The 25,432-nt window shown below is 69.4% G+C and carries 25 protein-coding genes; 9 read left to right on the forward strand and 16 right to left on the reverse strand.

The window, feature by feature from the left end; genetic code table 11:
• The first annotated feature begins 188 nt into the window (after window positions 1-188).
• Window positions 189-1,565, forward strand: coding sequence for an alpha/beta fold hydrolase (locus tag IG04_RS0137920; protein ID WP_211257890.1), 1,377 nt, complete (start codon window positions 189-191; stop codon window positions 1,563-1,565).
• Here the strand turns inward: IG04_RS0137920 and IG04_RS0137925 are convergent.
• The 7 genes from IG04_RS0137925 to IG04_RS0137960 all read right to left on the reverse strand — a co-directional run bounded on the left by IG04_RS0137925 (window position 1,538) and on the right by IG04_RS0137960 (window position 8,612).
• Window positions 1,538-2,425, reverse strand: coding sequence for a quinone oxidoreductase family protein (locus tag IG04_RS0137925; protein WP_030481581.1), 888 nt, complete (start codon window positions 2,423-2,425; stop codon window positions 1,538-1,540). The two genes, IG04_RS0137920 and IG04_RS0137925, sit on opposite strands and share 28 nt — an antisense overlap.
• Window positions 2,410-3,276: a dioxygenase family protein gene (locus IG04_RS0137930; RefSeq protein WP_030481582.1), complete on the reverse strand. Its 867-nt coding sequence runs from the start codon at window positions 3,274-3,276 to the stop codon at window positions 2,410-2,412. The genes IG04_RS0137925 and IG04_RS0137930 overlap by 16 nt, the downstream gene beginning before the upstream one ends.
• A 3-nt stretch (window positions 3,277-3,279) precedes the next feature.
• Window positions 3,280-4,047 (reverse strand): citryl-CoA lyase, encoded by a 768-nt coding sequence (locus tag IG04_RS0137935; protein WP_030481583.1) that lies wholly within the window; start codon window positions 4,045-4,047, stop codon window positions 3,280-3,282.
• Window positions 4,034-5,170 (reverse strand): CaiB/BaiF CoA transferase family protein, encoded by a 1,137-nt coding sequence (locus IG04_RS0137940; RefSeq protein WP_030481584.1) that lies wholly within the window; start codon window positions 5,168-5,170, stop codon window positions 4,034-4,036. Before IG04_RS0137940 ends, IG04_RS0137935 begins: the two co-directional genes overlap by 14 nt.
• Window positions 5,170-6,588: an amidohydrolase family protein gene (locus IG04_RS0137945; RefSeq protein ID WP_030481585.1), complete on the reverse strand. Its 1,419-nt coding sequence runs from the start codon at window positions 6,586-6,588 to the stop codon at window positions 5,170-5,172. The genes IG04_RS0137940 and IG04_RS0137945 overlap by 1 nt, the downstream gene beginning before the upstream one ends.
• Window positions 6,589-6,664: 76 nt before the next feature.
• Entirely contained in the window at window positions 6,665-7,471 is an 807-nt protein-coding gene (locus IG04_RS0137950; protein ID WP_030481586.1) for an IclR family transcriptional regulator domain-containing protein, read from the reverse strand.
• 169 nt (window positions 7,472-7,640) lie between these two features.
• Entirely contained in the window at window positions 7,641-8,612 is a 972-nt protein-coding gene (locus IG04_RS0137960) for a TerC/Alx family metal homeostasis membrane protein (RefSeq protein WP_030481587.1), read from the reverse strand.
• 550 nt (window positions 8,613-9,162) lie between these two features.
• Between IG04_RS0137960 and IG04_RS0137965 the strand changes: the two genes are divergently transcribed.
• Genes IG04_RS0137965 through IG04_RS0137980 form a run of 4 tightly spaced genes read left to right on the forward strand, consistent with a single transcriptional unit; the run spans window position 9,163 to window position 12,002 of the window.
• Window positions 9,163-9,390: a hypothetical protein gene (locus tag IG04_RS0137965; protein ID WP_030481588.1), complete on the forward strand. Its 228-nt coding sequence runs from the start codon at window positions 9,163-9,165 to the stop codon at window positions 9,388-9,390.
• Window positions 9,391-9,400: 10 nt separating this feature from the next.
• Window positions 9,401-10,228, forward strand: a complete 828-nt coding sequence (locus tag IG04_RS0137970; protein WP_030481589.1) for a CPBP family intramembrane glutamic endopeptidase — start codon at window positions 9,401-9,403, stop codon at window positions 10,226-10,228.
• Window positions 10,225-11,349, forward strand: a complete 1,125-nt coding sequence (locus tag IG04_RS0137975) for a sensor histidine kinase (RefSeq protein ID WP_030481590.1) — start codon at window positions 10,225-10,227, stop codon at window positions 11,347-11,349. The genes IG04_RS0137970 and IG04_RS0137975 overlap by 4 nt, the downstream gene beginning before the upstream one ends.
• Complete coding sequence (locus IG04_RS0137980; protein WP_030481591.1) at window positions 11,346-12,002, forward strand: response regulator; 657 nt, start codon at window positions 11,346-11,348, stop codon at window positions 12,000-12,002. The genes IG04_RS0137975 and IG04_RS0137980 overlap by 4 nt, the downstream gene beginning before the upstream one ends.
• A 55-nt stretch (window positions 12,003-12,057) precedes the next feature.
• Here the strand turns inward: IG04_RS0137980 and IG04_RS0137985 are convergent, their stop codons facing one another.
• Window positions 12,058-13,200 (reverse strand): PucR-like N-terminal domain-containing protein, encoded by a 1,143-nt coding sequence (locus IG04_RS0137985; RefSeq protein WP_030481592.1) that lies wholly within the window; start codon window positions 13,198-13,200, stop codon window positions 12,058-12,060.
• 86 nt (window positions 13,201-13,286) lie between these two features.
• Here IG04_RS0137985 and IG04_RS0137990 point away from each other — a divergent pair, with 86 nt between their 5' ends.
• The 3 genes from IG04_RS0137990 to IG04_RS0138000 all read left to right on the forward strand — a co-directional run bounded on the left by IG04_RS0137990 (window position 13,287) and on the right by IG04_RS0138000 (window position 17,457).
• Entirely contained in the window at window positions 13,287-14,354 is a 1,068-nt protein-coding gene (locus IG04_RS0137990) for a ferredoxin reductase (protein WP_030481593.1), read from the forward strand.
• Between the two features lie 82 nt (window positions 14,355-14,436).
• Entirely contained in the window at window positions 14,437-15,555 is a 1,119-nt protein-coding gene (locus IG04_RS0137995) for a fatty acid desaturase family protein (protein ID WP_030481594.1), read from the forward strand.
• A gap of 120 nt (window positions 15,556-15,675) precedes the next feature.
• Window positions 15,676-17,457, forward strand: a complete 1,782-nt coding sequence (locus IG04_RS0138000) for a CocE/NonD family hydrolase (protein ID WP_051771606.1) — start codon at window positions 15,676-15,678, stop codon at window positions 17,455-17,457.
• A 113-nt stretch (window positions 17,458-17,570) separates the two neighbouring features.
• Here IG04_RS0138000 and IG04_RS46955 read toward each other — a convergent pair whose 3' ends face one another.
• Window positions 17,571-17,741, reverse strand: coding sequence for a hypothetical protein (locus tag IG04_RS46955; RefSeq protein ID WP_157513086.1), 171 nt, complete (start codon window positions 17,739-17,741; stop codon window positions 17,571-17,573).
• A gap of 101 nt (window positions 17,742-17,842) precedes the next feature.
• Between IG04_RS46955 and IG04_RS0138010 the strand changes: the two genes are divergently transcribed.
• Window positions 17,843-20,935: a glycoside hydrolase family 2 gene (locus IG04_RS0138010; protein WP_051771608.1), complete on the forward strand. Its 3,093-nt coding sequence runs from the start codon at window positions 17,843-17,845 to the stop codon at window positions 20,933-20,935.
• Between the two features lie 16 nt (window positions 20,936-20,951).
• On the opposite strand, the gene IG04_RS0138015 is transcribed toward IG04_RS0138010, so the two are convergent.
• The 7 genes from IG04_RS0138015 to IG04_RS0138045 form a co-directional block, all read right to left on the reverse strand.
• Window positions 20,952-21,263 carry a YbaY family lipoprotein gene (locus tag IG04_RS0138015; protein ID WP_030481597.1) on the reverse strand — a complete coding sequence of 104 codons (312 nt, stop codon included), beginning with the start codon at window positions 21,261-21,263 and terminating at the stop codon, window positions 20,952-20,954.
• A 4-nt stretch (window positions 21,264-21,267) separates the two neighbouring features.
• Window positions 21,268-21,525 carry a hypothetical protein gene (locus IG04_RS0138020; protein ID WP_030481598.1) on the reverse strand — a complete coding sequence of 86 codons (258 nt, stop codon included), beginning with the start codon at window positions 21,523-21,525 and terminating at the stop codon, window positions 21,268-21,270.
• Between the two features lie 13 nt (window positions 21,526-21,538).
• On the reverse strand, window positions 21,539-21,724 hold the full coding sequence (locus IG04_RS0138025; protein ID WP_030481599.1) for a hypothetical protein: 186 nt from the start codon (window positions 21,722-21,724) through the stop codon (window positions 21,539-21,541).
• A gap of 11 nt (window positions 21,725-21,735) precedes the next feature.
• Window positions 21,736-22,782: a M12 family metallopeptidase gene (locus tag IG04_RS0138030; protein ID WP_063758367.1), complete on the reverse strand. Its 1,047-nt coding sequence runs from the start codon at window positions 22,780-22,782 to the stop codon at window positions 21,736-21,738.
• 168 nt (window positions 22,783-22,950) lie between these two features.
• Entirely contained in the window at window positions 22,951-24,057 is a 1,107-nt protein-coding gene (locus tag IG04_RS0138035; protein WP_051771614.1) for a sensor histidine kinase, read from the reverse strand.
• Complete coding sequence (locus tag IG04_RS0138040) at window positions 24,054-24,746, reverse strand: response regulator transcription factor (protein ID WP_030481602.1); 693 nt, start codon at window positions 24,744-24,746, stop codon at window positions 24,054-24,056. Before IG04_RS0138040 ends, IG04_RS0138035 begins: the two co-directional genes overlap by 4 nt.
• A gap of 41 nt (window positions 24,747-24,787) precedes the next feature.
• Window positions 24,788-25,354, reverse strand: a complete 567-nt coding sequence (locus tag IG04_RS0138045; RefSeq protein ID WP_030481603.1) for a VanZ family protein — start codon at window positions 25,352-25,354, stop codon at window positions 24,788-24,790.
• Window positions 25,355-25,432: the final 78 nt, after the last annotated feature.

Here is a 25,432-nt window from a genome sequence, read left to right on the forward strand (position 1 = left end):
CGATGTCGGTGGGAGCCAGGCTCAGCCACCCGGTGTCGCTGACCATGACATAGCGCGTCGGATCGGCGCTGAACACAGCCCATGGTGGCAGGCCATGATCACCCGCGCAGATCGTGCTACCTCGGGCGGACTTCGGCCAAGCCCCTGGTGTGATGCGGGCTGACGATCGGTAGACCCACTCTGATCAGGTGGGAATCTTCAGCGAACATGTGACGGTCCTGGTCGCGGCGGGAACGCTCGCGCTCATCGGCGTTCCGCCGGCCTCCGCGACACCGGATCCCGGTTGGGGCGCGTGCGCCAAGCCGGTCGCGCCGGGAGTCGAGTGCGGCACGCTGACCGTGCCGGTCGACTGGGCGAAACCGGGCGGCGGCACGGTCGGGTTGCGGGTCTACCGGTGGAAGGCGGAGAACAGCAAGGGAACGATCCTGGGCTTTCCGTCCGGCCCGGGACAGCCCGGTGACTACACCTTCGGCACGCTCCGGCGCGCGTTGCCCGGCTACGACCTGATCTCGCTCGACCCGCGCGGTGTCGGCGAGAGCCACCCGATGACCTGCGACGTCGACAAGATCCTCAAGATCCCGTACGTGCCGCCGACGGACGCCGGGGCGTTCGAGGCGCTGAAGCAGAACCAGAAGGCGTTCTGGTCCACGTGCACGACCGGCGTGGAGAACCTCGACGACCATCTCGACGCCTACAGCACGGCAAGCGACGCCGACGCGTTGCGCAGGGCCGTGGGTGCCCGGAAGGTCAGCGTGTACGGCCTTTCGTACGGCACGTTGCTCGGCGAGCGGTACCTGGAGAAGTTCGGCCGGCACGTCGACGGCTCGGTCCTCGAGGGTGTGATGAACCCCGGTCAGGACCGCCGGGAGTTCATGACCACGGCCGCGGCGGGGGTCGAGGCGATCTTCACCGAGTTCGCGCGGTGGTCCGACGAGACACCGGACAGCGCGTTGCACGGCCAGGACCCGGCGGACGTGTTCCGCAAGGCGCGGCAGAACGCCGCCCGCCTGCCGGGGACCTTCTACGGCCTCCCGTGGTCGGAGGTCATGATCACGCGTTACTTCGAGATCTTCGCCCCGCGTGACTTCGGTGAGGTGGCGAAGGGGCTGAAGGAGCTCGCCGAGGGGCGCAACCCGTTCCCCGACGAGCCCGGCGGCGAGGTTCCTCCGCGCAGGCTCGAGTACGCGGACCCGACCACGTGCTCCGACTGGCCCTTCGCGCTGCCGAACGTGGAGGAGGCTCGTGCGGATCTGAGGTCGGCGAGGAAGGCCGCGCCGGTCGTCGGGTACTCGACGAACTCCAGCAACTACACCTCGATCTGCGTGGGCGGCCCGAAGACCGGAAGGCCGAAGCCGGTGTCCTCGCGCAGCGCGAGTCCGACGTTGCTGCTGAGCAACTCGCTGGACCCGGCGACGCCGAAGGTCTGGGCCGAGAAGGTGCAGGAGCAGCTGGGGGGTAAGGCGATCCACGTCGTCACCGAACGCGTTGGGCACGGCGGCGGCATGGAGGACCCGGTGACGCTGAAGAAGGTGCAGGACTACATGGCCAGCACGACCCGGCCGTGAGCGGTGCGGTGCCAGGCATCGGCGACGCCGGCCAGGGGCACCACCTCGTGGTCGACGGTGAGCGCACCCGCCGCCGCGTGCCGGGCGATCACGGAGATGGCGTCGGCCCGCTGCCGCACGGTCAGTTCGTTGTTGGTGTAACCGGTCAGGCGCAATGACCGGCTGCGCAACGTGGACGACGTGATCGGGCTCGTCTCGCCCGCCGATCCGCCGAGGTTCACCCACCGGCCGCCCGGTCGCAACGCCTGGGCGGCCGCGGCGGCGGGAGCCCCGAACAACGGGTCGATCAGCAGGTCGACGCCCTGGGCGGCGTCGGCCACGTCCTCCAGCGCGACCACGACGTCCGCTCCCGCTCGCACCGCGCGTGCGCGCGCCTCGGCCGAACGCGCGGCGGCCACCACCCGTCCGGCACCGGCGAGCCGGGCGAGCTGGATCGCGGCCTGGCCGACCGCGCCGCAGCCGAGCACGACAACGGACTCGCCCGGTGCCAGACTGCTCAGCGCCATGTACGCGGCGACGGCGGACAACCCGAGCGCGGCCATCACGACCGGGTCGACGTCCGGCACGAACACCAGATCTTCCTCACGTGCCAACGCCTTCGCGGCCATGCTCCCGTCGCCGGGTGCCATCCCGGCGCTGGTGGGAAACCACACCGTCCGCCCGCCGACGGTCCCGATCCCTTGCACCCCAGGCACATAGGGTGTCGCGGGCACGCCGAAGTAGGACGTGCCGCTGGCGCACAAGCGATCCAACGGCGTGATGGGCGCGGCGAGGACGTCCACGACGACCTCGCCGGAGGGCTCGTCCCGGTCAACGAGCGACGGAGGCTGACCGGGACGAACGACTACTGCGGCGCGCACGGCTGCAACACGAAGTCGAACTCGGCGAGCACCCACGGCACCGCGGACGTGCCGCCGTCCGGCGTCGGACCGGGCTCGCGCGGCTCGAACCTCACCACGAGTTCCTGCTTGGTGCCGAACACGACGTCGCTGTCGAGGTACTCGGCGCCCTCCTCGAACAGGTGCGTGATCAGCGGTTCGTACCCCTCGGCGGTGAGCAGGAAGTGCACGTGCGCCGGCCGGAAGTGGCTGATCTCCGTCTGCCCGATCAACGCGCCGACCGGCCCGTCCATCGGGATCGAGTACCCCTTCGGCGTGATCGTGCGGACGCAGTAGGTGCCGTCCGCTTCGGCGCGGTACTTCGCGCGCAGCCGTGCCTCGTCCACTTCGAGCTGCGCCTCGTACGCGCCCTCAGCGTCGGCCTGCCACACGTCCAGCACCGCACCGGACACCGGCGAACCGTCCAGTGAACGCACGGTTCCGGTGAGGTAGAGCGGAGTTCCGTCCACGTCGTCGGACATGTCACCGCCGAACCCGAGCTCGGGGGAGCCGTCGATGTGGAACGGCCCGAGCACGGTCGCGGGTGTCGCACCCGCGGAGAACCGGTGGTTCATCTGCACGACGAGCATGCTCAGGCCGAGCACGTCCGACGCGAGGATGAACTCCTCGCGCTTGGAGTCGCTGATCTGCCCGGTGGCGGTGAGCCACCCGATCGCGGCCATCCACTCGGCCTCGGTGAGCCGCACCTCGCGGGCGAACTCGTGCAGGTGCCGGACCAGCGCGGTCATCAGGGTCGCGGTCCGCGGGTCCTTCGCGGTGGCCCAGCGCTGTTCCGCGAGCGCGGTGATGTTGTCCTCGGTGACGAGCTGCATTGCTCACTCCTCGACAGGCGCGACAGACCTGGTGTTCATGTCGACGGAAAGGAAGATCTGGTTGGCGACGGGGTTACGCAGCTCCTCGGCGAGCTGCCCGATCAGTCCGGCGGTGCGGGCGAGCAGTGCGAAGCCCCGCAACAACTCCAGTGGCAGGCCGAGGTCGGCGAGCACCGCGCCGCACGTGCCGGCACCGTTGAGGGGCAACGTCTTGCCGAGCACCTGCGGATGAACGCGCCCGATCGCGGCGAACAGCGAGAGGTGCGGCCCGGCCAGGCCTTCCTCGTCGGCGATCTCGAACAGGCGTGGGGTGCGGGGATCACCGTTCTTGTGCACGTGGTGCCCGAGTCCGGGAATGCGTGTTTTCCCTTGCGCCCGAACGGTTTCCAGCGCGAGGGCGTCCCAGTCCTCCCGGGGCGCGTGAGCGCTGACCACGGAGTTGAGGAACCGGCCGGCGTCCTCGGTGACGCCGAGGAACCGCGAACCGCCGCCGAGCAGTCCCGCCGCCAGCGCGCCCTGCACGGAGTCCGGGGCGGACAGGAAGGTCAGGCGGCTGACGATGGCGGTCGGCGTGAATCCGTGGTCGGCGAGGGCGGCCAGCACCGCCTCGAACAGCCGCGTCTCGCCGGGGCTCGGCCTGCGCTGGGTGGCGAGCCAGAACGCCAGCTCACCGAACCCGACGGTGCCCATCACGTCACGGGCGAGGTCCTGCCCCAGCAACGTGATGGTGTCGGGCGTGGACGCGCCGAGCGCCGTTTCATACACCGTCACGGTCCTCCTTCAGCCACGTGCGCAGCTCCTCGCCGTGCTCGTCCAGTTCGGGCGGCGGCAGCCGGTAGACCGCCGGTGTCTCCGAGAAGCGGATCGGGTGCCGGGTGGTCGGCACGTCCCCGACCACCACGACGGGGTCGAGTCCGAACCGTTCGGCCATCGCGAACCCGCCGTCGATCGTGTTGATCGGCCCGCACGGCACGCCGGCCGCCACGAGCAGGTCGAACCACTCGACGGCGCCACGGGCTCGCAGCCGTTCCACCAGGATCGGCCGCAGCTCCTCGCGGTTGCGCGTCCGGTCGGCGTTGCGGGCGAACCGCGGGTCGTCCGGCACCTCGGACAACCCGAGGACCTCGCACAGCCGCCGGAACTGGCCGTCGTTGGCTGCCGCGACGATCAGGTCGTTGTCGGCCGTGGGCAACGGCTCGTAGGGGAACACGCTGGGGTGCGCGTTGCCCATCCGGAACGGCACGACGTCGCCCGCCACGAACGCCGAGCTGTGGTTCACCAGCCCTGTCAACGCCGACGACAGCAGGTTCACCTCGACGAGCTGGCCCTGCCCCGTCGAGTCGCGGTGGCGCAGCGCGGCGAGGATGCCGATGACGGCGTGGTTGCCCGCCATCACGTCGAACACCGAGATGCCCGCGCGGTACGGCGGCCCGTCCGGATCACCGGTCAGGCTCATCAGCCCGGAGATCGCCTGCACCATCAGGTCGTAGCCGGGAACGTGCCTGCCCTCCCCGGAACCGAAACCCGTGATGGACGCGTAGATCACGCGCGGGTTCGAAGCGCTGACCGAGGCATGGTCGAGCCCGTACTTGGCCAGGCCGCCGGGCTTGAAGTTCTCGATCACCACGTCCGCGCGCCGGGCGAGTTCCCGGCCCAGCACGGCGTCGTCCTCGGAGCGCAGGTCGAGAGCGATCGACCGCTTGCCCCGGTTGACGCCCAGGTAGTAGGTGGAGACGTCGTCGCGGACGGGCGGCATCCACGTGCGGGTCTCGTCGCCGGCCGGTCCCTCGACCTTGACGACCGTGGCGCCCATGTCGGCCAGCAGCATCGTCGCGTACGGGCCCGCGAGCACGCGCGAGAAGTCGGCGACGAGCAGGCCTTCGAGTGGACCCATCAGACGGACGTCCGGGTGTCGCCGCGGTACTCGGTGTAGGTGTAGGGGTTGTCCAGCACCTTGGATTCCGGGATGTCGGGGTTCATGCCCTTCGCCCACGCCTCCTCGCCGAGTTGCGTCCGCAGGTGGTCCACGGTGTTCGACACCTGGGCGCGGATGGAGCCGAGGTCGACGCCGACGAGCTTGTGGTCGCGCTTCACGATCCGTCCGTCGACGAGCACGGTGTCCACATCGGACCGTTGGGCCTGGAACGCCACGTGCCCGTACGGGTTGAGGATCGGGAACATCGCGGGGGAGTTCTCGTTGCGCAGCAGGACGATGTCGGCCTTCTTGCCGACTTCGAGGCTGCCGAGGTCCGCGGCGCGTCCCAACGCCCGCGCGCCACCCATCGTCGCCCACTCCACGACCTGCTCGGCCCGCAACGACGAGTGCGTGACGGTGTCGTTGGTGCCGTGCGCGGCCATGTGCTCGCGGGCCCGGTCGGCACCCAGCGTCGCGCGCATCGCGGAGAACAGGTCTCCGCTCCACCACACCGACGTGTCCATCGACAGCGACATCGGGATGCCGTGCTCGCGGATCGCCCAGGTGGGCGGGTAGCCCTGGCCCGCGCTCTGCTCGCTCTCGGTCGACACGGAGATCGAGCCACCGGTCGCCGCGATGCGGTGGTAGGAGTCGGCGGACAACGTCGCCGCGTGCACATAGATCGACTGCGGCGTCATGAAACCGTTGTCGTACATCAGCCTGATGCCGTCGTCGTTGGTCGCGCCCCACACGCCCGCGTGCGTCGTGACGGGGACGCCGAGCTCCCGCGCGACCTCGAAGGCGGCCTTCTCGGGGAACGACGGGTCGCCGGTCACGTCGAACGCGAGCTGGAAGCCCAGCATGTCGTCGCCGGTGATGCGGCGGGAGACGAAGTCCCGGAACTCGGGTGTGGCGGTCCAGGAGGCGGGGCTGTCCTGGATGTTGCCGTAGGCCAGCACGAACCGGCCGGGCACCGCCCGCAGCGCGTCGACGGCGGCGTCGGCGTGCTCGGTGGTCTGCAGGCCGTGCGACCAGTCGACGGTCGTGGTGACACCGGCGTCGAGGGCCTCGGCCGCGCCCAGGAGGTTGCCGGCGTGGATGTCCTGCGGCCGGAACACCTTGCCCCACTCCAGGTAGTACCAGACGAAGTACTGCGTGAGCGTCCAGTCCGCGCCGTAGCCGCGCATCGCGGTCTGCCACATGTGCCGGTGCGTGTCGATCATGCCCGGCATGACGATGCCGTTCGTGGCGTCGACCTCGACGGTCCCCTCCGGCACCTCCAGCCGCGGCCCGATCGCGGCGATCCGGTCGCCTGCGACGAGGACGTCGTGGTCGACGAGCGGCCGGCGGCCGTCCATGGTCAGGACAGTGCCGTTTCTCAGGACGACGGAACTCATCGGGAACTCCCTTGACCGTCTAGCGGACAGGTGTCCGTTGAATCGTCAACCTTCGACGGCCGTTGGTCAACCCCCCTCAGGACGCGACGACCTCGTGCGGCACCGTGCCGAGCCGGGCGAAGTCGGCGCTGATCTCGCCCGCGACCTGCAGCAGGAGGGGCAGGTGGTGCTCGACCATGTGCTCGACCGACGTCTCGGACGCGTGGCAGTTGACGTTGATCCCGGCCACGACCCTGCCGCTCCCGTCGCGCAACGGTGCCGCGACCGACCGGATGCCCAGCGCGAGCTGCTCGTCGGTCAGCGCCCACCCGCGTGCCCGGACGTCCCGCAGCTCGGCGTCGCGCTCGGCCGCGTCCGGCTGCCAGCGCGACGTCAGGCCGGACCGGGTCGGCTGCGCGAGCACGGCCTCCAGCTCGTCCGGTGCCAGGGTGGCGAGCTGCACCTTCCCCAGTGAGGTCGGCAAAGCCGGGAACCGCGTGCCGATCTGCACGGACAGCGTGACGATCTTCGGCACGGCGACCCGCGCGACGTAGATGATGTCCGGCCCGTCGAGCTGCGCGATCGACACGGACTCGTTGGTGCGGGCACACAGCCGTTCCATGTGCGGGCGGGCGACGTCCCACAGGCCCATCGACCGCACGTACGCGACGCCGAGGTCGAGCACTCGCGGCGTGAGCGCGAAGCCGGCCTCGCTCTGCCGCACGTACCCGAGCTCGGCGAGCGTGAGCAGGATGCGGCGCGTGGTCGGCCGCGCCAGCCCGGTGGCCGAGGCGACCTCGCTGAGCGTCATCACCGGGCGCAACGGCCGGAACGCGCGGATCACGTCCAGGCCGCGGGCGAGCGCCTCGATGAAGTCGGGGCCGGTGTCAGGGCGAGCAGGCATGTGCCCACGATATCGGACACCTGTCCGCTAGGCCGTGACTCCGCCACGCCTCGATGAACTCACGGTCTGGAGGCGAGCACCGCGCAGGTGATCGCCAGCGCCGTCAGGACGAGGAGCGTCACGCTGACGTCGACGAGGAAATCGATCATGCGCGCGGTGGCCATGTGGATCAGTCCAGACTGGCTGCTTCGTGGCGACGGGAGCGCAGGCTGGTCAGGGTCACGATGCCCAGCGTCGCCACGATGACGGCCAGCGAGACCGGGGTCGGGATCGTCGGCACGGCCGGCCACACACCGTGCGCCCAGTGCAGCACCAGCTTCACCCCGATGAACGCCAGGATGATCGCCAGGCCGTGGTTGAGGTGCACGAGCTTGGCGAGCGCCGAGTGCAGCACGAAGTAGAGCGCGCGCAGGCCGAGCAGTGCGAACGCGTTGGTGGTGAACACGAGGTACGGGTCCTCGGTGATGCCGTACACCGCCGGCACCGAGTCGATCGCGAACACGACGTCGGTCGCGAAGATCGCCACCACCACGATCGCGAGCGGGGTGAGCGCCCTGCGCCCGTTCTCGCGGACGGTCATCCGCGTGCCGCGGTAGTCGTCGGTGACCGGCATCAGCCTGCGCAGCAGCCGCACCGACCGCATCTTCGAGGTGTCCTTCGCGGCCGGCACACCGGCGAGAGCCGCGTGCAGGATCTTCAGCGCCGACGCGAACAGCACCAGCCCGAACACAAGGAAAGCCCAGGTCCCGGCCGCCAGCATCGCGGCGCCGGCCACGATGAAGATGCCGCGCAGCACCAACGCGCCGACGATGCCGTAGAGCAGCACGCGTTGCTGGATCTCCGGGGGCACACGGAACGCGGCGAGCAGCAGCATGAAGACGAACAGGTTGTCCACCGAGAGGGACTTCTCCACCACGAACCCGGTGACGAACTCCAGCGACTGGCCGCTGCCGAACTCGAACCACAGCCAGAGCCCGAACACCAGCGGCAGCGTGAGGTAGAAGACCGACCAGCCCGCCGCCTCCCTGAGGGACACCTCGTGCGGGCGGCGAGTGACCAGGAAGTCGACCACCAGCAGGGCGAGCAGCGCCGCGATGCTCAGAAACCACAGACCGGGCGACGCCACGGATTGCACGGGCACGGAACCTCCTCGAACAGGATCGTTCGAGGTCTCCTTCACCCGGTGCGGGCGGCCTCCCGAGGACACCTCGGGGTGTCCGTACTGACCGGGCAGACGCTTGGGAAGTACTCCCCTCGCGGGTCAGCATAGGTAAAGGGTTGGTAATGCTCAAGTAAGTCATTCGTATGGGTTGCGTCTCAAGCCACTTGAGGTTCGATAGTGGCCTCTTGACCTCTCTCCCAGCTGAAGCAGGGAGATTCTTCCCTCGCGGGTCGAGTTTTCTGCTTCGCAGCTCGTTGCCGCCTGGGGTTACCAGCACAGGGACGGTGTACCGCCCACGGTCTTACACGAGCTCCACAGACCTGACATCCCACCAGCCCGGCGGTAGACCCGGCCGACTTGGTTATCGCCGACCGGGCGCGACAACTTCACAAGCCGCTCCGCCAACCGCCCATCCTGGGGGTCAGAGCACGGTCTTTCGCCCTGGAGGCGAAACTCCGTCCTTGTCCTGCTCCGCAGGGGTCCGTTTCCTCCCCGGTCTGAAGGCCGGGGTATCCACGGAGGAATCCCGATGAACGACACCAGGCGGTACGCGATCGGAGAGGTGGCGCACCGGACGGGGCTGAGCGTCAGCGCCATCCGGTTGCTGGTCGCGATCATCGACGGGACCGCGCAGGAGGCCGCCGACTTCATACCGTTCGCCTGGCTGTCCGCAGCGCTCAACGCCTCTGTGTCCCCCTTGCGAGCTACACGCGAATGTCCACCGCACGGTGACGTTCCAGAGGCGCGAAATCCATAACGTTCCGGTCATGCGATTTCTGAAGCAGTTTTTCCTGATCGCGCTCGTCACGTTCGCGGGTGGCGTCGGCGTGCAGGCGTTGGGGTGGAACGCGCCGCTCACGCTGGTCGCCGGCGTCGTCGCGGCGGCGCTGGCACTGGCGGGGTACGCCTGGGTGGTGCGCAGGACCGAACACCGGGAGCCCACCGAGGTCTCGTTGAAGATCGCCCCTGGCGCTCTGGGCCGTGGTGTCCTCGTCGGACTCGCGATGTTCGGGGCGGTGATCCTGAACATCACCTTCCTCGGCGGTTACGAGGTGCGCGGCTGGGGTTCGGTGTCCGGCATGATCGCGATCTTCGGGTTCATGGTCGCCGTCGCGGTGACCGAGGAGCTGATGTACCGCGGCGTCCTGTTCCGCATCGTCGAGGAGCGCCTCGGCACGTCGCTCTCCCTGGTCCTGAGTGGACTGGTGTTCGGCTTCGCCCACATCTTCAACCCGAACGCCACGGTGTGGAGCTCGCTCGCCATCGCGATCGAGGCGGGGCTCATGCTCGGCGCCGCCTACGTGGCCACGCGCAACCTGTGGGTGCCGATCGGGGTGCACTTCGCGTGGAACTTCGCCCAGGGCGGCATCTTCAGCACGAGTGTGTCCGGTCAGGACGCGCCGCAGGGGCTGCTGGACGGCGTCACGTCCGGTTCCGCACTCGTCACCGGAGGGAACTTCGGGCCGGAGGCGAGCGTGTACTCGGTGCTGGCCGGTCTGGTCGTCACGGCGGCGTTCCTGTGGCTGGCGAAGCGCCGCGGCAACATCATGCCGCGCCGTGGCCGTACTGCGCCGGCCGCTACCCTCGCCGCGTGATCAGCCTTCAGTGGTGGCGCGTCCGGGACGTTCGCGTCCAGGACGCGCCACTGGCGTTGCTGCTCGCGCTGGGATCCCTGGTGCCCGCGCTGCACGACAAGGGCACCCAGCTCGGCGGACTGCCGAACCGGCCGTTCGACGCTCTCGCGATCGCGGTGATCGCGTTCGAGTGCCTGCCGCTGGTCGTCCGCCGGAAGTGGCCCCTCGTCGGCCTGGTGCTGGTGTCGGTCGCGTTCGCCGTCGACCAGTTGCGCGGCTACCACACCGTCGCCGGCACGGCCCTGCCGATCGCGTTGATCAGCGCCGGGCTGCACCTGTCGCACCACCGGCGCGGCACCGTGATCGCGCTCTCCGCCGGGTATGCCGGGTTGGCCGTCGCGCTCGACCTGAACGGAGCCACGGAAGGCGTGGCCGGGTTCGTCACGTTCTACCTGGCGCTGGCCGCCACGTGGGCGATCGGCGCGTGGCTGCGGCTCTCGCGCACTGCCGAGGAGGAACGCCGCCGGCACGTCGCTGTGACGACCCGTGTCGCGGAACGGACGTTGATCGCCCGCGAGCTCCACGACGTGGTGACCCACCACGTGACCGCGATGGTGGTGCAGGCGGAGGCCGCGCGGTACCTGACCGCGGCTCCCGACCGGCTGGACCAGACGTTGCAGGCGATCACCGACACCGGCCGGCGGTCGCTGACCGACCTGCGGCACCTGCTCGACCTGCTGAATCCCGACCACAGCACGGAAACGCTCGGGGACCTGCGCACGCTGGTCGAGCAGACCCGGCTGGCCGGGCAGCCCGTGGAGTTCGCGGAGGAAGGCGAGGCGACGCGGGACGCGGGCAGCGCCGAGGCCGTCGCGTACCGGGTCGTGCAGGAGGCGTTGACGAACGCGTTGAAGTACGCGCACGGCAACCCGACGAACGTGCACGTGCGTTACGGCGAAAGGGAAATCACCGTGGAGGTCGGTACCGAGGGCGCGAAGTCGTCCACGCCGGTCGGAGGCAGCGGCCGCGGCCTGGCCGGGCTGCGCGAGCGCGTCGACGTGCTGGGTGGCGAGTTCTCGGCGGAACAACGCGACGGCGGTTTCGTGGTCAGGGCGCGCATCCCCGCGGGGAACCCGGCGTGACCGCACCGGTTCGCGTGCTGGTGTGCGACGACCAGGCGCTCATCCGCACCGGCTTCGCCACGATCATCGACGCCCAGCCGGACCTCGAGATCGTGGGGGAGTGCGGGGACGGTCGCGCGGCGGTTGACCTCGCCCGCAGGCTCGACCCGGACGTCGTCGTGATGGACGTGCGCATGCCGGTGCTCGACGGCATCGGGGCGACCCGGCTGCTGGCGGGCGCCGGCGTCCCCGACCCGGTCAAGGTCCTCGTGGTCACGACGTTCAACCTCGACGAGTACGTCTACGAGGCGCTGCGGGCCGGTGCGAGCGGGTTCCTGCTCAAGGACGCGCCACCGGCCCAGTTGCTGCAGGGCATCCGGACCGTGGCGAGCGGTGCCGCCCTGCTCGCGCCGGAGGTCACCCGGCAGCTCGTCGGCAGGTTCGCGGCGCGCATCCGGCCCGCCGAGGAGATCGCGCAGACCCAGCTGGCGCCACGTGAGCTCGAAGTCCTCCGGCTGATCGCCGAGGGCCTGTCGAACAGCGAGATCGCCGCCGCCCTGGTCATCAGCCAGGAGACGGTGAAGACGTACGTGTCGCGCATCCTCACCAAGCTCGACCTGCGGGACCGGGTGCAGGCCGTCGTCTACGCCTATCGCCGCGGCCTGGTGACCTAGCGCTCGTCGGCCTGGACTCCATCGGTCTGCTCGATAGCTTCAGTGTTGACCAAAATTAACCTTGTGCAGGCAAACCCACCGCCAGCGTCAGCTCCAAAACCCGCTGCGGAGACCCGAGGTCCGGAAAAAGGTCCCGGAGCTGCCCCATCCGGTACCGGACGGTCTGCGGGTGCACGAACAGGGCGGCGGCCACCTCTTCGCGCCGGCCGTGGTGCAGCAACCAGGCACGCAGCGTCTCCTCAAGGCGCCGTGCCGTGGTGGTCGGCAACGCCAGCAGGGGTGCCAGGGCGCGGGCGCGCAGGTCGGCGTACGCGTCGGGGTCTGCGCTCAGCACAAGAGCGGCGAGGTGTTCCTCGGTGTCGCGGATGTCGGGGGAGAGGGATCGCGCGCGTACGGCTCGTTCATACGAGTCGGAGGCACGCATCCATGGGCGCGCCGGCCCGACGACGGCGTTGCGGTGGCTGAGCTGTCGCAGCAGGTGAGCGCGGTCGGCGTCGGGCACGAACAGGACGCCGGTCGAGTCCGGCAGGTCGTCCAGGACGAGGGTGCCGGGGTCGAGCGAGCGGTAGGCGGGACGGGCCTGGAACGAGGGGAGCAGGACCACGGTCAGGGTGGTCGGCGGCTGCCAGGCGGCGCGTCCGGCGTCGGTCTGCAGGACCTCGGCGCTCGCGCCGGCCAGCAGGTCGCGGGCCAGTTGTTCGAGGTGGCGTTCGTGGGCGAGGCCTCGCGCCGCCAGTTCGTCGGCGTGGCCCGCGGCGCTGGCGGCGGACAGTTCGTCGATGTAGGCGAAGGTCAGTTCGGCGAACTTCGCGACCTCCGCGGCGGGCAGACCCGCTGGTACGGCGCCTGCGGCCAGGCCTCGCCAGGCCACGCGGGCGCCGACGCGGTACGCGCTGAGCAACGCGTCCATCGAACGGCCGTCGCGCACCTCGCCGCGGCCGAGTTCGTAGGCCGCGTCGCTGGCGTCACCACCCCCGCCTGTGCCGCTGGCGAGGTCCAAGTAGTGTCCTAGCGCCGTGCGAACGGCACGGCGGATGGTGCCACCCATGCGTCCGGAAAGTGCGTTGGCGTAGCTCGGCACCTCGGTGATGATGGCGCGGACTACCTCGTCGGCCGTCGGCCTCAGGACCGCCCGCAACGCGGTCACGGTCTTCTCATCGAGGGCCAGTTCGGTGGCCCGCCTCATTGCGTGAGTCACGATTTGTTCCCTGCGAACAATCCAGCCGGGCAGATTCACGTCCTACGGACAGGACTTTACGCCCTGGGGCGCATCAAGCTGGAGTCATGACGAGTGTCGCCCTCCGCAGCAGGGCGTGGAAACTGCTTGAGCTGGTCACGACGCCGCTGCTGCCGTCCGACTACCTCGACCTGGTGAGCCCCCTCCGCGCCGGTGCCGACCTGCGCGGCCGCATCGAGGCCGTGCACCGCGAGACAGACGATGCCGCGACGATCGTGATCAAGCCCGGCAAGGGCTGGCGCGGTCACGTCGCCGGTCAGTACATCCGCGTCGGGATCGACGTCGACGGCGTGCGCCTGTGGCGCGCGTACTCGGTGACGTCGCCGACGAACCGCGCGGACGGCCGCATCACGATCACCGTGAAGGCCATCCCCGACGGCAAGGTCAGCAACCACCTGGTCCGCAAGGCGAAGCCCGGCACGGTCATCCAGCTCGACCAGGCCACCGGCGAGTTCGTCCTGCCCGCCGCCAGGCCCGCCAAGGTGCTCTACCTGACGGCCGGCAGCGGCATCACGCCCGTGATGGGCATGCTGCGCGACTCGAAGCTCGCCGACGTCGTGATGGTGCACTCCGCGCCGCGCAAGGAAGACGTCATCTTCCGCAACGACCTGCACAACCTGGTCGCCGGCAAGGCGCTGAAGCTGGTCGAGCTGCACACCGACATCGACGGCATGCTTGACCTCGCCGAACTGGAGAAGCTCGTGCCCGACTGGGCCGAGCGCGAGACCTGGGCCTGCGGGCCGGCCGGTCTGCTCGACGCCGCCGAGGCGCACTGGGCAGAGCACGGCGCCGCCGAACGCCTGCACACCGAACGCTTCCGGCCGACCGTGGTCGTGGCCGGCGAGGGTGGCGAGGTCACGTTCGGCAAGACCGGCAAGACCGTCGAGGCCGACGGCGCCACGCCGTTGCTGAACGTCGGCGAGGAAGCGGGCGTGCTGATGCCGTCCGGCTGCCGCATGGGCATCTGCTACGGCTGCGTGACGCCGCTGAAGTCCGGCGCCGTGCGAGACCTGCGCACCGGCGAGATCACCGAGGCCGAGGACAGCCCCACCGCCCACGTGCTCGTCCAGACCTGCGTGTCCGCCGCTGCGGGCCCTTGCGAACTCGAACGCTAACCAGCGCGCCCACCACAGACTTTCAGTCCTCCCCCCGCGAAGTGGCCCACCCCCAGCCACTGCTCCCCGGAAAGCGAGTTCCATGACCGCCATCGATCCCACCGCCCACCTGACCGACGAGCAGATCGAGGAGCTCGGCCGCGAACTCGACGCGATTCGCGACGAGGTGATCGCGAGCCGTGGCGAGAAGGATGCCGCCTACATCCGCAAGGTCATCTCGGTGCAGCGCAAGCTGGAGCTGACCAGCCGCGGCATCCTGCTGTTCTCGCTCTTCCCGCCGGCGTGGATCATCGGCACCGCCGGTCTGTCCGTGGCGAAGATCATGGACAACATGGAGATCGGGCACAACATCCTGCACGGCCAGTGGGACTGGATGCGCGACCCGAAGATCCACTCCACCACCTGGGAGTGGGACCACGTCTCGCCGGCCGAGCAGTGGAAGCACTCGCACAACGAGCTGCACCACACGTACACCAACGTGATCGGCAAGGACAACGACCTCGGCTACGGCATCATGCGCGTGGACGAGGACCAGAAGTGGCACCCGATGCACCTGGGCCAGCCGCTGTGGAACTTCATCAACGCGTGCTTCTTCGAGTACGGCATCGCCGCGTACGACCTGGAGCTCGGCAAGAACCTGCACAAGCGCCGCCGTAACCGCCCCGAGTTCCGCGCGCGTGCCGCGGCCGTGGGTCGCAAGATCCGCAAGCAGGTGCTCAAGGACTACGTGATCCACCCGCTGCTGTCGGGCCCGTCGTTCCTGACCACGCTCGCCGCGACGTTCACCGCGAACCTGGTCCGCAACATCTGGTCGCACTCGGTGATCATGTGCGGGCACTTCCCGGAGGGCGTGCAGACCTTCGAGCGCCGGTCGATCAAGGGCGAGACGCGCGGCCAGTGGTACCTGCGCCAGATGATGGGCTCCGCGAACATCAGCGGCAGCAAGGCCATGCACTTCATGACCGGCAACCTGTCGCACCAGATCGAGCACCACCTGTTCCCGGACCTGCCGAGCAACCGGTACGCCGAGGTCGCGGTCAAGGTGAAGGCGCTGTTCGAGAAGTACGAGCTGGACTACGTGACCGGCCCGCTGCCCAAGCAGGTCTTCTCGGCGTGGCACAAGGTGTTCCGCCTGTCGCTGCCGAACAAGAAGCCGAAGGTCAAGGCCTCGGACCGGGACAAGGAACTGGTCGCGGCCTGAGACAGGCAATGGTTCAGATCTTTCGGCCGTACCGGCGACACCGCCGGATTCGGTGAGATTCCTTCGTAGGGCCCGAGTTCCACCCCTGCTGCTTCATCGGGCCCTCCGACGGAGGAACTCATGCGAAGGGTCTACCTCGTCACGGCCGCCCTGCTCATGGCCGCGACGATCTACACGCCTGCCTCGAACGCGGCTCCTGCCGCCGCGGCGATCACCGAGACCGTCTACGTCGAGTCCACGATCGACAGTGACGCGGACGGCAAACTCGACCGGATCGCCGCCGACGTCATGCGGCCCGACACGGCCGGGCGAGTGCCGATCGTGATGGAGGCCAGCCCCTACTACGGGCTGGGCGCGGCGGCCGCGACGGCGACGAACGTGCCGCGCGGCTTCGGCCGCTGGTACGACGAGTACTTCGTGCCACGCGGCTACGCCGTCGTCGAGATGGAGATGCAAGGCACCTCCCGCTCGACCGGCTGCCCGACCACGGGCGGTCCCGAGGACACCGCGAGCGTCCGCGCGGTCGTCGACTGGCTCAACGGCCGTGCCAAGGCGTTCTACGCGGACGGCCGGGCGGCGGTCGCGAGCTGGAGCACCGGCAACGTCGGCATGCTCGGCGTCTCCTACAACGGCACGCTGCCCAACGCGGCGGCCGCGGCGAACATCCCCGGCGTGAAGACGATCGTGCCGATCGCCGCGATCTCCAGCTGGTACGAGTACGCCCGTGACCAGGGCATCGGCTACAAGGGCTGGGATTCCAACTATCCGACCTTCCTCGCCAACTACGTCGTGAGCGCGGCGCAGAAGGCGAAGTGCAAGCCGGTGTTCGACAAGCTGTCCCGTGAGGACGGCGACGAGTCCTACGACTACACGTCGTTCTGGAAGGCCCGCGACTACCGGGTGGGCGCGCAGAACGTGTCCGCGTCGGTGTTCGCGGTGCACGGCCAGGCGGACTGGAACGTCAAGCCGTCGCAGTTCGGCCGCTGGTGGGAAGAGCTGGCGGACCGGAACGTGCCGCGCAAGATCTGGTTGCACCGGGGCGGGCACCTCGACCCGATCTCGTTCCGCCAGGCCGAGTGGCAGCGCGTCATGGGACTGTGGATGGACCACTGGCTCAAGGGCGCGAACAACGGGATCATGAACGAGCCCATGGCCGACGTGCAGAAGTCCGACGGCAGCTGGGAACAGGCCGCCGCGTGGCCGCGACCGGACACGAAGGACACCACGCTGTACTTCGGTCCGGCGGCCGGCGGCATGTCCGGTTCGCTGACCACCGCACCGGTTCCCGGCGGCACGCAGACTCTGGGCGCGAACGCGAACATCAGCGAGGCGACCATGATGGCCAGCCCGGAGACCGCGAACACCCGCCGGCTGGCCTACGTGACGGCACCGCTGACGAAGGACGCGCGGTTGTCCGGTGAGGTCAGCCTGACCGTCCGCATCGCGTCGAACCGGGCGTCGACGCCGCTCACCGCGTTGCTGGTGGACTACGGCCCGAGCACGCAGGCGGTGCTGTCCGAACGCAGTCCGCTGCAGCTGTCCACGGAGGTGTGCGGCAAGAACGACCTGCGGGACAGGACCGGCTGCGCGCGTCCGCCGGACGTGTCGATCCAGGCGGTCTCGGCGACGATGCTGACCAAGGGTGCCGTCGACGCCAAGAACCGGCTGTCGCTGGAGACCGCGACCCCGTTGCCCACCAACGGGTCCACCGCGGACGTCACCTGGAAGCTGCACGCCAGGGACGCGCTGATCCCGGCCGGGCACCGGATCGGGATCGTGCTCGTCACGAACCACAGTGGCTACATCACCGCGGACACGGCGGCAGGTGGTGTCTCGCTGAACGTGTCGCTGGGCGTCAGCAAGGTGGTGCTGCCGATCGTCGGCGGTGCGCTGAACAAGTGATGACGAGCCGGGGCCTGCGCACTTCACAGTGCGCAGGCCCCGGCGTCGTTGGTGTGGCGCGGCCTCGCCGCACCACACCGACCAGGCTCGGCTGTACGCGAAGAAGAAGTGGGTCAGGGGAGTTCACCGAACGGGAGATCGCCGCCAACCTCGATCTCAGCGTTCGCCGTCTCCACTGAACTCGCCGTGCCGTCCGCGTGCCGGCCGAGCGGTGGCAGTTCGGCCCAGCCCCGAACGACCTGGGCGCGCCTCGTGACGTCCCGGAAACTTGTCCGGTTTGACATGCCCGATACCTCCGTTCGGCCGTAGCCCGGCCGCAGAGCCGTGTGCGTGGATGTATGGGAGCGCTCTTACAACGTTGTAAAACTGAAGGGGATCTTCGCCGATGAAGAAAACCGCCCCCGTACTCGTCGCGCTGCTGCTGGCGCTGGGCATAGCGCCCGGCACGCCGTCCGCGGGTGCCGCCGAGCCCGTGCACGGTCTGAAGGGCGAGTACTTCAGCATGTCGGCACCGGGCGCGCGGGACTTCGCGACCCTGGGCGGCACCGTGCTCGACGCCGACGTGAACCACGGTGACCTGACCGGAGTGTTCGGGTTCCTGAACGGCCGCACCGAACACACGACCGCGCGGTGGACCGGCCAGATCGCGGTGCCGCAGACCGGCGACTACACGTTCTACGCCGTCGGGGACAACGGGTTCCGGCTGCTGGTCGACGGCAAGCCGGTGATCGACCACTGGGTGCCGGACTGGGACCGCGAGCAGACCAGCGCGCCGGTGACGCTCACCGCCGGGCGCCAGTACGACTTCAGGCTGGAGATGTTCCAGGACGTCGGCGGCGCCAACATGTTCCTGCGCTGGTCGAGTGCGACCACGCCCAAGCAGATCGTGCCGGAGTCCGCGTTCACGCCGCCGTCCGGCTTCCAGGTCGTGCCGCGCACGGCCGGGGTCTCGAAGGACGGCCGGACCCTCACCGCGGAGTTCGACGGCCGCGTCTCGGGCACGTCTGACCTGAAGGACCACCTCGTGGTCGAGGTCGACGCGACGCCGATGCCGGTCTCGGTCGTCACCACGAGCCGCAACCGGCTGACCGTCCGGCTGGCCGAGCGGGTGCTGAAGGGCCAGCGGGTCCGCATGTACTACGACGGCGCCGGTGCACTCGCGGTCGGCGGCAAGAAGGTCGAGAAGACCGCGCGCACGGTCGGCAACGTCTCCACCGAACGGCTCAGGACGCCGTGGGGCGAGAAGGTCGACACGCGCAACCCGTTGCCGGAGTACCCGAGGCCGCAACTGGAACGCGACAAGTGGCTCAACCTCAACGGCCCATGGGAGTTCGCGGGTGCCAAGGCCGGCGAGCAGCCGGTGTTCGGGAAGAAGCTGCGCGAGAAGGTCGTCGTGCCCTACCCGATCGAGTCGCAGCTCTCCGGGCTCGAACGGCACGAGGACCACATGTTCTACCGCCGCACGGTCAGCGTCCCGCACGACTGGAGGATCGGGTCCGGGCAACGGCTGAAGCTCAACTTCGGCGCGGTCGACTACCACGCGAAGGTCTGGGTGAACGGCAAGCTGGTCGCCGAGCACACCGGCGGCTACACGGCGTTCAGCGCGGACATCACCGACGCGCTCAAGCGCGGTGAGCAGGAGATCGTCGTCGCGGTCACCGACACCACCGGCCCGCACCAGCCCAAGGGCAAGCAGTCGCCCAACCCCAGCGGCATCTTCTACACGCCGTCGTCGGGCATCTGGCAGACCGTGTGGATGGAACCGGTGGCCGACAAGGGGATCGACGAGATCAGGACGACCCCGGACCTCGCCACCAGCTCGCTGTCGGTGAACGTCAAGTCCGCCGGCAACGCCACCGTCACGGCGGTCGCCCGCGACGCCAAGGGCAAGCAGGTCGGCACGGTCACCGGACCGGCCAACACCAAGCTGACGCTGCCGGTGCCGAACCCGCACCTGTGGACGCCGGACGACCCGTACCTCTACCAGCTCGACGTCACGCTCGGCAAGGACAAGGTCAAGAGCTACTTCGGCATGCGGTCCACCGGCATCGCGAACGTCGGCGGCACGCCGAAGCTGACGCTCAACGGCCAGCCGATCTTCTCACTGATGCAGCTGGACCAGGGCTTCTACCCGGACGGCCTGAACACGGCACCGAGCGACGAGGCCCTCGTGTTCGACCTGAAGGCGCAGAAGGACCTCGGCTTCAACTCGGTCCGCAAGCACATCAAGGCCGAACCCGCCCGCTGGTACTACCACGCGGACCGGCTCGGACTGCTGGTGTGGCAGGACTTCGTGTCCGTCGAGGACGGCAGCAACCCGGTGGCGCAGCAGGCTTTCCTCAACGAGAGCCGCGAGTTGATGCAGCAGCTGCACAACTACCCGTCGATCTACGCGTGGATCGTGTTCAACGAGGGCTGGGGCGAGTGGGACCGCACCGTCACCGGCCAGATCACCGACGACGTCAAGGCAGCCGACCCGAGCCGGATCGTCAGCGCGCACAGCGGCGTGAACTGCTGTGCCTCCAAGGGCGACAGCGGCAAGGGCGACGTCATCGACCACCACGACTACAACAACACCGACCCGGCACGTCCGGACGGCAAGCGCGTCGTGATGGATGGCGAGCACGGCGGCTTCACGCTGCGCACGCCGGGACATCAGTGGCCCGGTGCGCCGATCGCGATCTACAGTGGCGTGGCGAACAAGGCGGCGCTGACGGCGAAGTACGTCGACAACACCCGCACGTTCTACCTGGGCCAGGCACGCCAGGAGATGTCCGCGTCGGTCTACACGCAGGTCACCGACCTGGAAGGCGAGCTCAACGGCCTGTGGACCTACGACCGCAAGCGCATCAAGGTCGATCCCGGTCCGGTCCGCGAGATCAACCGGCGGGTGATCGAGGCCGGTGCCAACGCCGGCAAGCCGTACCCGTACGCGGGCAGCGGCGAGTGGAAGCTGAACGAGACCACGGGAACGACCGCGCAGGACTCGAAGGGCGTTAACCCGCTGACGCTCAGCCCGGCCGGTGCCACCTGGAAGGACGGTGCGCTGGAACTCCGCGACGGCTCGGCGGAGAGCTACGGCCCGGTGGTCGACACGACCAAGGACTACTCGGTGTCCGCGAAGGTGCGGCTGGACGAACTGCCAGGCAACTACGCCTCCGCGGTGAGCCAGGACGGCCGTCAGTCGGAGAACCCCTTCTACCTGCAGTACGGCCAGGGCGCGTTCGCGTTCAGCACGCCCGGCGGCAACCGGGCGCGGTACGAGATCACGCCGGAGATCGGCCGCTGGTACGAGATCAAGGGTGAGCGGAAGGGCGGCGAGATCCGGCTCTACGTGGACGGCGCGCTGGTCGCCACGGCACCGGCGGGACCGGCCGTCGAGAGCACCGGGGCGTTCGCGGTGGGACGCGCCAAGTACAACGGCCAGAACGTGGACTTCTGGCGAGGTGCGATCAAGGACGTGGTCGTCACCTCCTGATGTGGGACGCGTTGAGCTACACCGGTTCCACGGGCACGACCACGCCGTCCGACGGTTCGATGGCCCTGGTGCTGACCAGATCGCCGTGACGAACCCGCCCGTCGCCGCTCACGTCCACGTGAGCGGCGACGTTCAGCATCGGCCCATCAGCCAGGCCGAAGTCGAACGGCAGGCGCTGCTCGGCGGTGTCGTCACGGCGGAACTCGCTGACGTGCTCGGCCTTCGTGACGGCCGGCGCGTCGGCGAGGGAGACGTCGAGCAGCCGCACCCGCAGCACCGCCCGGCCGAACGCGGGCGTGCCTGCAGGGATCACGACGGTGCCGTGCACCTGCTCAGTTGAGCACGGCGAAGCGGGCCTCGATGTCGACGGGACCGCCGGTGAGGTTGCGGATCTCGATGAAGTACTTGATCAGCCCGGCGGCCTGCCGGTCGACCTGCACCTTCCACTCGATCTGCGCGGCGCCGTCGACCATCGGCCACGTCGGCACCACCATCCACACGACCCGCCAGCCCTCCGGCCAGCTGTGGGTGAACCAGCGCCGCGACGTCCCGCCGGGCACCTGTCCCCGGAACTGCACACCAAGTCGCATCGGGGTTCTCCCTTCACTCTGCTTCGGGCGCGGGACCGGCGTCCTCGGCCGCGTACGAGGTCTCCTCGGCCACGGCGGCCTCGGTGTCCTGCGCGGCATCCGGTGCCGCACCACCGTTGTCCGCGGCTTCCAGGGGTTCGGCGACGATCAGGTCGTCGAGCGACGCGGGGGCGGCCCCGCCGTCGAGGTCGGCGCTCATGGCGGCTCCTCTCACAGTGCGCCCGGCGACCAGCCGAGCACGTCGTAGCGGGCCTCGACGTCGACCTGGCCGCCGGTCAGGTTCGTGATGGCGAGGAAGTACTTGAGCAGCCCGCCGGACTGCCGGGTGACCTGGGTGGTCCACTCGACCTGCGCCCCGCCGTCGACCGCGGGCGCCGTCGGCACGACCGTCCACAGCACGTACCAGTGGGCGGGCCAGCTGTGGGTGAACCACCGCTTGGTCGTGCCCGCCGGGACGGACCCGGTGAACTGCACGCCCCGGAACACCGCCGCCGGTTCAAGGCCGCTGTACATCGACCGCACCGCCGCGCAGTCGCCGGGACTGAGCCCCTCGCGCTGGCCGATCTCGACGTTCTGGACCGGTGTCATCGTGTCGCGGCCGGTGTCGATCGCGAACGCACGCCGCGGGTAGTGCATGATCGAGTGGTAGTCGTACGGCCCGACGTCGTCGCCGTCGGTGATGTGCTGGTTGAAATTGTGGGCGCTCTGCTGCTGGATGTTCGTGAAATCGATCGTCACGAAGTTGTTGCGGTCCTCGCGGCTCTGCTCGTGCCACAGTCCCGCGCTGTGCCCGATTTCGTGAATGGTCGCGCCGGTCTCGCACCCTGGCGCCAGCGTGATGTTCTGCCGGTTTCCGCGCATGCCCACGGGAGAACTGCAGCCACCGCCAGGCTGGAAACGAATGAAATTCGTGTCTGTCGCGTTTCTCGGCACCAGGCGAATGCGGGTGTTGCGTTTCCAGTGCGCGATCGCGTTGTGCACGCGAGCCTGGTTCGGCAGGGTCGGGTCGATCTCGAACGGCACCCGCCCACCCGGCCAGCGGAACTGCTGACCTGGGATGACCACGCCCCTCGCGTGGATCTCACCCTCCTGCACGAGGGTGAGCACGATGTCGCCCTCGACCATCGGCTCACCGTCGACCACGGTGTACAGAACGGCTTTCGCGCCCTGGCCCTGCGTTTCGATCACACCGGTTCGGAGTTCGGGGCCGACGCGGAACTGGCCGCTGCCGGTCACCGTGCCACTCGGCTCGGTCATCGTGCCCTCCCGTCATGGCAGAAGACGAACAAGCCTGATCCCCGAATGGCCACAACGCCTAGGGCCGAAGGTCTCCGTCGCATTCACCGAATTGATGGAGAGTGCAAAGTGGTGGTGTAACGGAAAAGCGCCGGAAAGCGACCTCATCGATCGGACCACAGCCACTGCTCAGGAGCTGGGCAGCCGGATCGTGACGCGCAGGCCGCCCGCCGGACGCGGGACGATGTCGAGCGCGCCGTCGTGCGCCCGGACGATGCTGTGCACGATGGCGAGTCCCAGGCCGACACCCGCGTGATCGTCGTCGCGGACGCGCTCGCCGCCGCGCTGGAACGGCTCGGTGAGCGTCGGCACCAGGTCCGCGGCGAGCCGGCGGCCCGTGTTCTCGATCCGGACCACGCACGCCTGGTGCTGCGGTTCGGTGTGGACGGTGACCGTGCCGCCGGTCGGGAGGTTGTGGACGATGGCGTTCTGGACGAGGTTCGTCACCATCCGCAGGAGCAGCTCCGCGGAACCGGTGGTGGTCGCCGGCTCACCGGTGACCACGAGCTCGATCCCGCGCCGTTCCGCAAGGGGGAGAAGGGTTTCGGCGGCTTCCTCGGCGATCAGGGAGAGGTCGACGGGCTCTCGGCTGAACACGCCCCGCTCGCCGCGGCTGAGCAGCAGCAGGGCCTCGGTGAGGTCGATCGCGCGGCGGCTCGCGGTGTGCAGGCGGTCGAGGAGCTCGGCGTCGACCAGGGACGGGTCCTGGCGGGCCACGTCGAGCAGTGACTGCGAGATCGCCAGCGGGGTGCGCAGTTCGTGGGAGGCGTTGGCGGCGAACCTGCGCTGCTCGCCGACGTGTGACTCGAGCTTCTCGAGCATGGTGTCGAAGACGTCGGACAGTTCGCGGAACTCGTCCGCCTTGCCGGGAAGCCGGATGCGGTGCGACAGCGACCCCTTCGAGGCCAGCCGGGCGGCGTCGGCGATCTTGTCGAGCGGGGAGAGCATGCGACCGGCCAGGATCCATCCGCCGATCAGGCCGAACGCCACCAGGAACACCATGGCGATCGCGGCGGCGCGGCCGAAGATGCGGGAGAGCAGGTAGCGGTTGGGGCTGGTGAAGAGCAGGCCCTGGTCGTTGTCGGGGACGTAGCGCAGCAGGTCCCACCAGGCCAGCCCGATCAGGACGGCGCCGGCCACGACGACGATGCCCGCGTAGCTCAGGGTGAACTTCAGGCGCGCGCTAAGCCCTGGAGGCCTAGTCCCTGTCCTGCAAGTCTCGTCCGTGACTCTCATCGAACGGACTTGCAGGACAGGGACTCGCCATCCGCGTCGATGCGGTAGCCGACGCCGGGCACGGTCGCGATGAGCCACGGTTCGCCGAGTCGCTTGCGCAGTGCCGAGACCGTGATGCGGACGGCGTTCGTGAACGGGTCGGCGTTCTCGTCCCAGGCCTGCTCCAGCAGCTCCTCGGCACTGACGACGCCGCCCTGGGCGCCGACCAGCACCTCGAGCACCGCGAACTGCTTGCGGGTCAGCGCGACGTACTGCCCGTCGCGGAAGACCTCACGCCGGAACGGGTCGAGCCGCAGGCCACCGATCTCACTGATCGGCGGCCGCGCGTAGGCACGCCTGCGGGCGAGCGCCCTGAGCCGCAGCACCAGTTCCCGGAGCTCGAACGGCTTGGTCAGGTAGTCGTCGGCGCCGAGCCCGAACCCCGACGCCTTGTCGTCGATCCGGTCGGCGGCGGTGAGCATGAGGATCGGCATGCCGCTGCCGGACGCGACGATCCGCCGCGCGATCTCGTCCCCGGACGGGCCGGGGATGTCGCGGTCGAGCACCGCGAGGTCGTAGGAGTTGACGCTGAGCATCTCCAGCGCCGTGTCGCCGTCCCCGGCGATGTCCGCGGCGATCGCCTCCAGCCGGAGCCCGTCCCGGACGGCCTCGGCCAGGTACGGCTCGTCCTCCACGATCAGCACACGCATGCCGCCAGCCTAGGGAAATAGGGTCTGTATCGCCCGCATGTTCACACCGCGACCAGGTGCCGTTCCTCCGCCGGCGCGGGCTTGGGGCGCCACCACCAACGCGACGCGAGCGAGGCCAGCGCCGCGCCGGCGGCGTTGAGCAGCACGTCGTCCACAGAGGACACCCGATCCAGTCGCAGCACGAACTGCGCGATCTCCAGGAACGCGGAGCAGGCCGCCGCGAACGCCAGCACCCGCCACGCCGACCGCAGCGCCGCGAACCTCAGCGGGGCGAAGAACCCGAGCGCCGCGAACACCAGCATGTTGCCGACGATCTGGCCCGCGTCCCGGTGCTCGACGAGATCGATCAGGTCCGCGAACGGCACCAGGCTCAGCTCGCCCACGCCGCCCGGCTCCGCGCCGGGCAGCATGATGATCCACACCCACGGCAGCGTCCCGTAGACCATGCCGACGTCGGCCAGCGCCGTCCGCCACGGGTGCGGGTTCCTGCCGAGTTTCCGGTAGAGCGCCAGGAGCAGCATCACGAGCACGGCCACCGGAATCCCGAGCACCGCGCCGACCACGACCCCGGTCTCCGTACCGACCCACTCCTGCCAGGTGTTGAGCACGCTCCAAGTGAAGACGTACGACCGTTGCGAGGGCGTACGCGGTTTTCGATACGCGGACGATATGTGGCCCGGCCAGGC

This window comes from Lentzea albidocapillata, from assembly GCF_000719115.1.
GTDB lineage: Bacteria > Actinomycetota > Actinomycetes > Mycobacteriales > Pseudonocardiaceae > Lentzea > Lentzea albidocapillata.

Excerpts from the sequence above, each read along its gene's own strand:
- IG04_RS0137930 (WP_030481582.1), bottom strand. The coding sequence starts at position 3,276 with ATGCAGCTCGTCACCGAGGACAACATCACCGCGCTCGCGGAACAGCGC.
- IG04_RS0137940 (WP_030481584.1), bottom strand. The coding sequence starts at position 5,170 with ATGGGTCCACTCGAAGGCCTGCTCGTCGCCGACTTCTCGCGCGTGCTC.
- IG04_RS0137945 (WP_030481585.1), bottom strand. The coding sequence starts at position 6,588 with ATGAGTTCCGTCGTCCTGAGAAACGGCACTGTCCTGACCATGGACGGC.
- IG04_RS0137950 (WP_030481586.1), bottom strand. The coding sequence starts at position 7,471 with ATGCCTGCTCGCCCTGACACCGGCCCCGACTTCATCGAGGCGCTCGCC.
- IG04_RS0137965 (WP_030481588.1), top strand. The coding sequence starts at position 9,163 with ATGAACGACACCAGGCGGTACGCGATCGGAGAGGTGGCGCACCGGACG.
- IG04_RS0137970 (WP_030481589.1), top strand. The coding sequence starts at position 9,401 with ATGCGATTTCTGAAGCAGTTTTTCCTGATCGCGCTCGTCACGTTCGCG.
- IG04_RS0137990 (WP_030481593.1), top strand. The coding sequence starts at position 13,287 with ATGACGAGTGTCGCCCTCCGCAGCAGGGCGTGGAAACTGCTTGAGCTG.
- IG04_RS0137995 (WP_030481594.1), top strand. The coding sequence starts at position 14,437 with ATGACCGCCATCGATCCCACCGCCCACCTGACCGACGAGCAGATCGAG.
- IG04_RS0138000 (WP_051771606.1), top strand. The coding sequence starts at position 15,676 with ATGCGAAGGGTCTACCTCGTCACGGCCGCCCTGCTCATGGCCGCGACG.
- IG04_RS46955 (WP_157513086.1), bottom strand. The coding sequence starts at position 17,741 with ATGTCAAACCGGACAAGTTTCCGGGACGTCACGAGGCGCGCCCAGGTC.
- IG04_RS0138010 (WP_051771608.1), top strand. The coding sequence starts at position 17,843 with ATGAAGAAAACCGCCCCCGTACTCGTCGCGCTGCTGCTGGCGCTGGGC.
- IG04_RS0138020 (WP_030481598.1), bottom strand. The coding sequence starts at position 21,525 with ATGCGACTTGGTGTGCAGTTCCGGGGACAGGTGCCCGGCGGGACGTCG.
- IG04_RS0138025 (WP_030481599.1), bottom strand. The coding sequence starts at position 21,724 with ATGAGCGCCGACCTCGACGGCGGGGCCGCCCCCGCGTCGCTCGACGAC.
- IG04_RS0138030 (WP_063758367.1), bottom strand. The coding sequence starts at position 22,782 with ATGACCGAGCCGAGTGGCACGGTGACCGGCAGCGGCCAGTTCCGCGTC.
- IG04_RS0138035 (WP_051771614.1), bottom strand. The coding sequence starts at position 24,057 with ATGAGAGTCACGGACGAGACTTGCAGGACAGGGACTAGGCCTCCAGGG.
- IG04_RS0138040 (WP_030481602.1), bottom strand. The coding sequence starts at position 24,746 with ATGCGTGTGCTGATCGTGGAGGACGAGCCGTACCTGGCCGAGGCCGTC.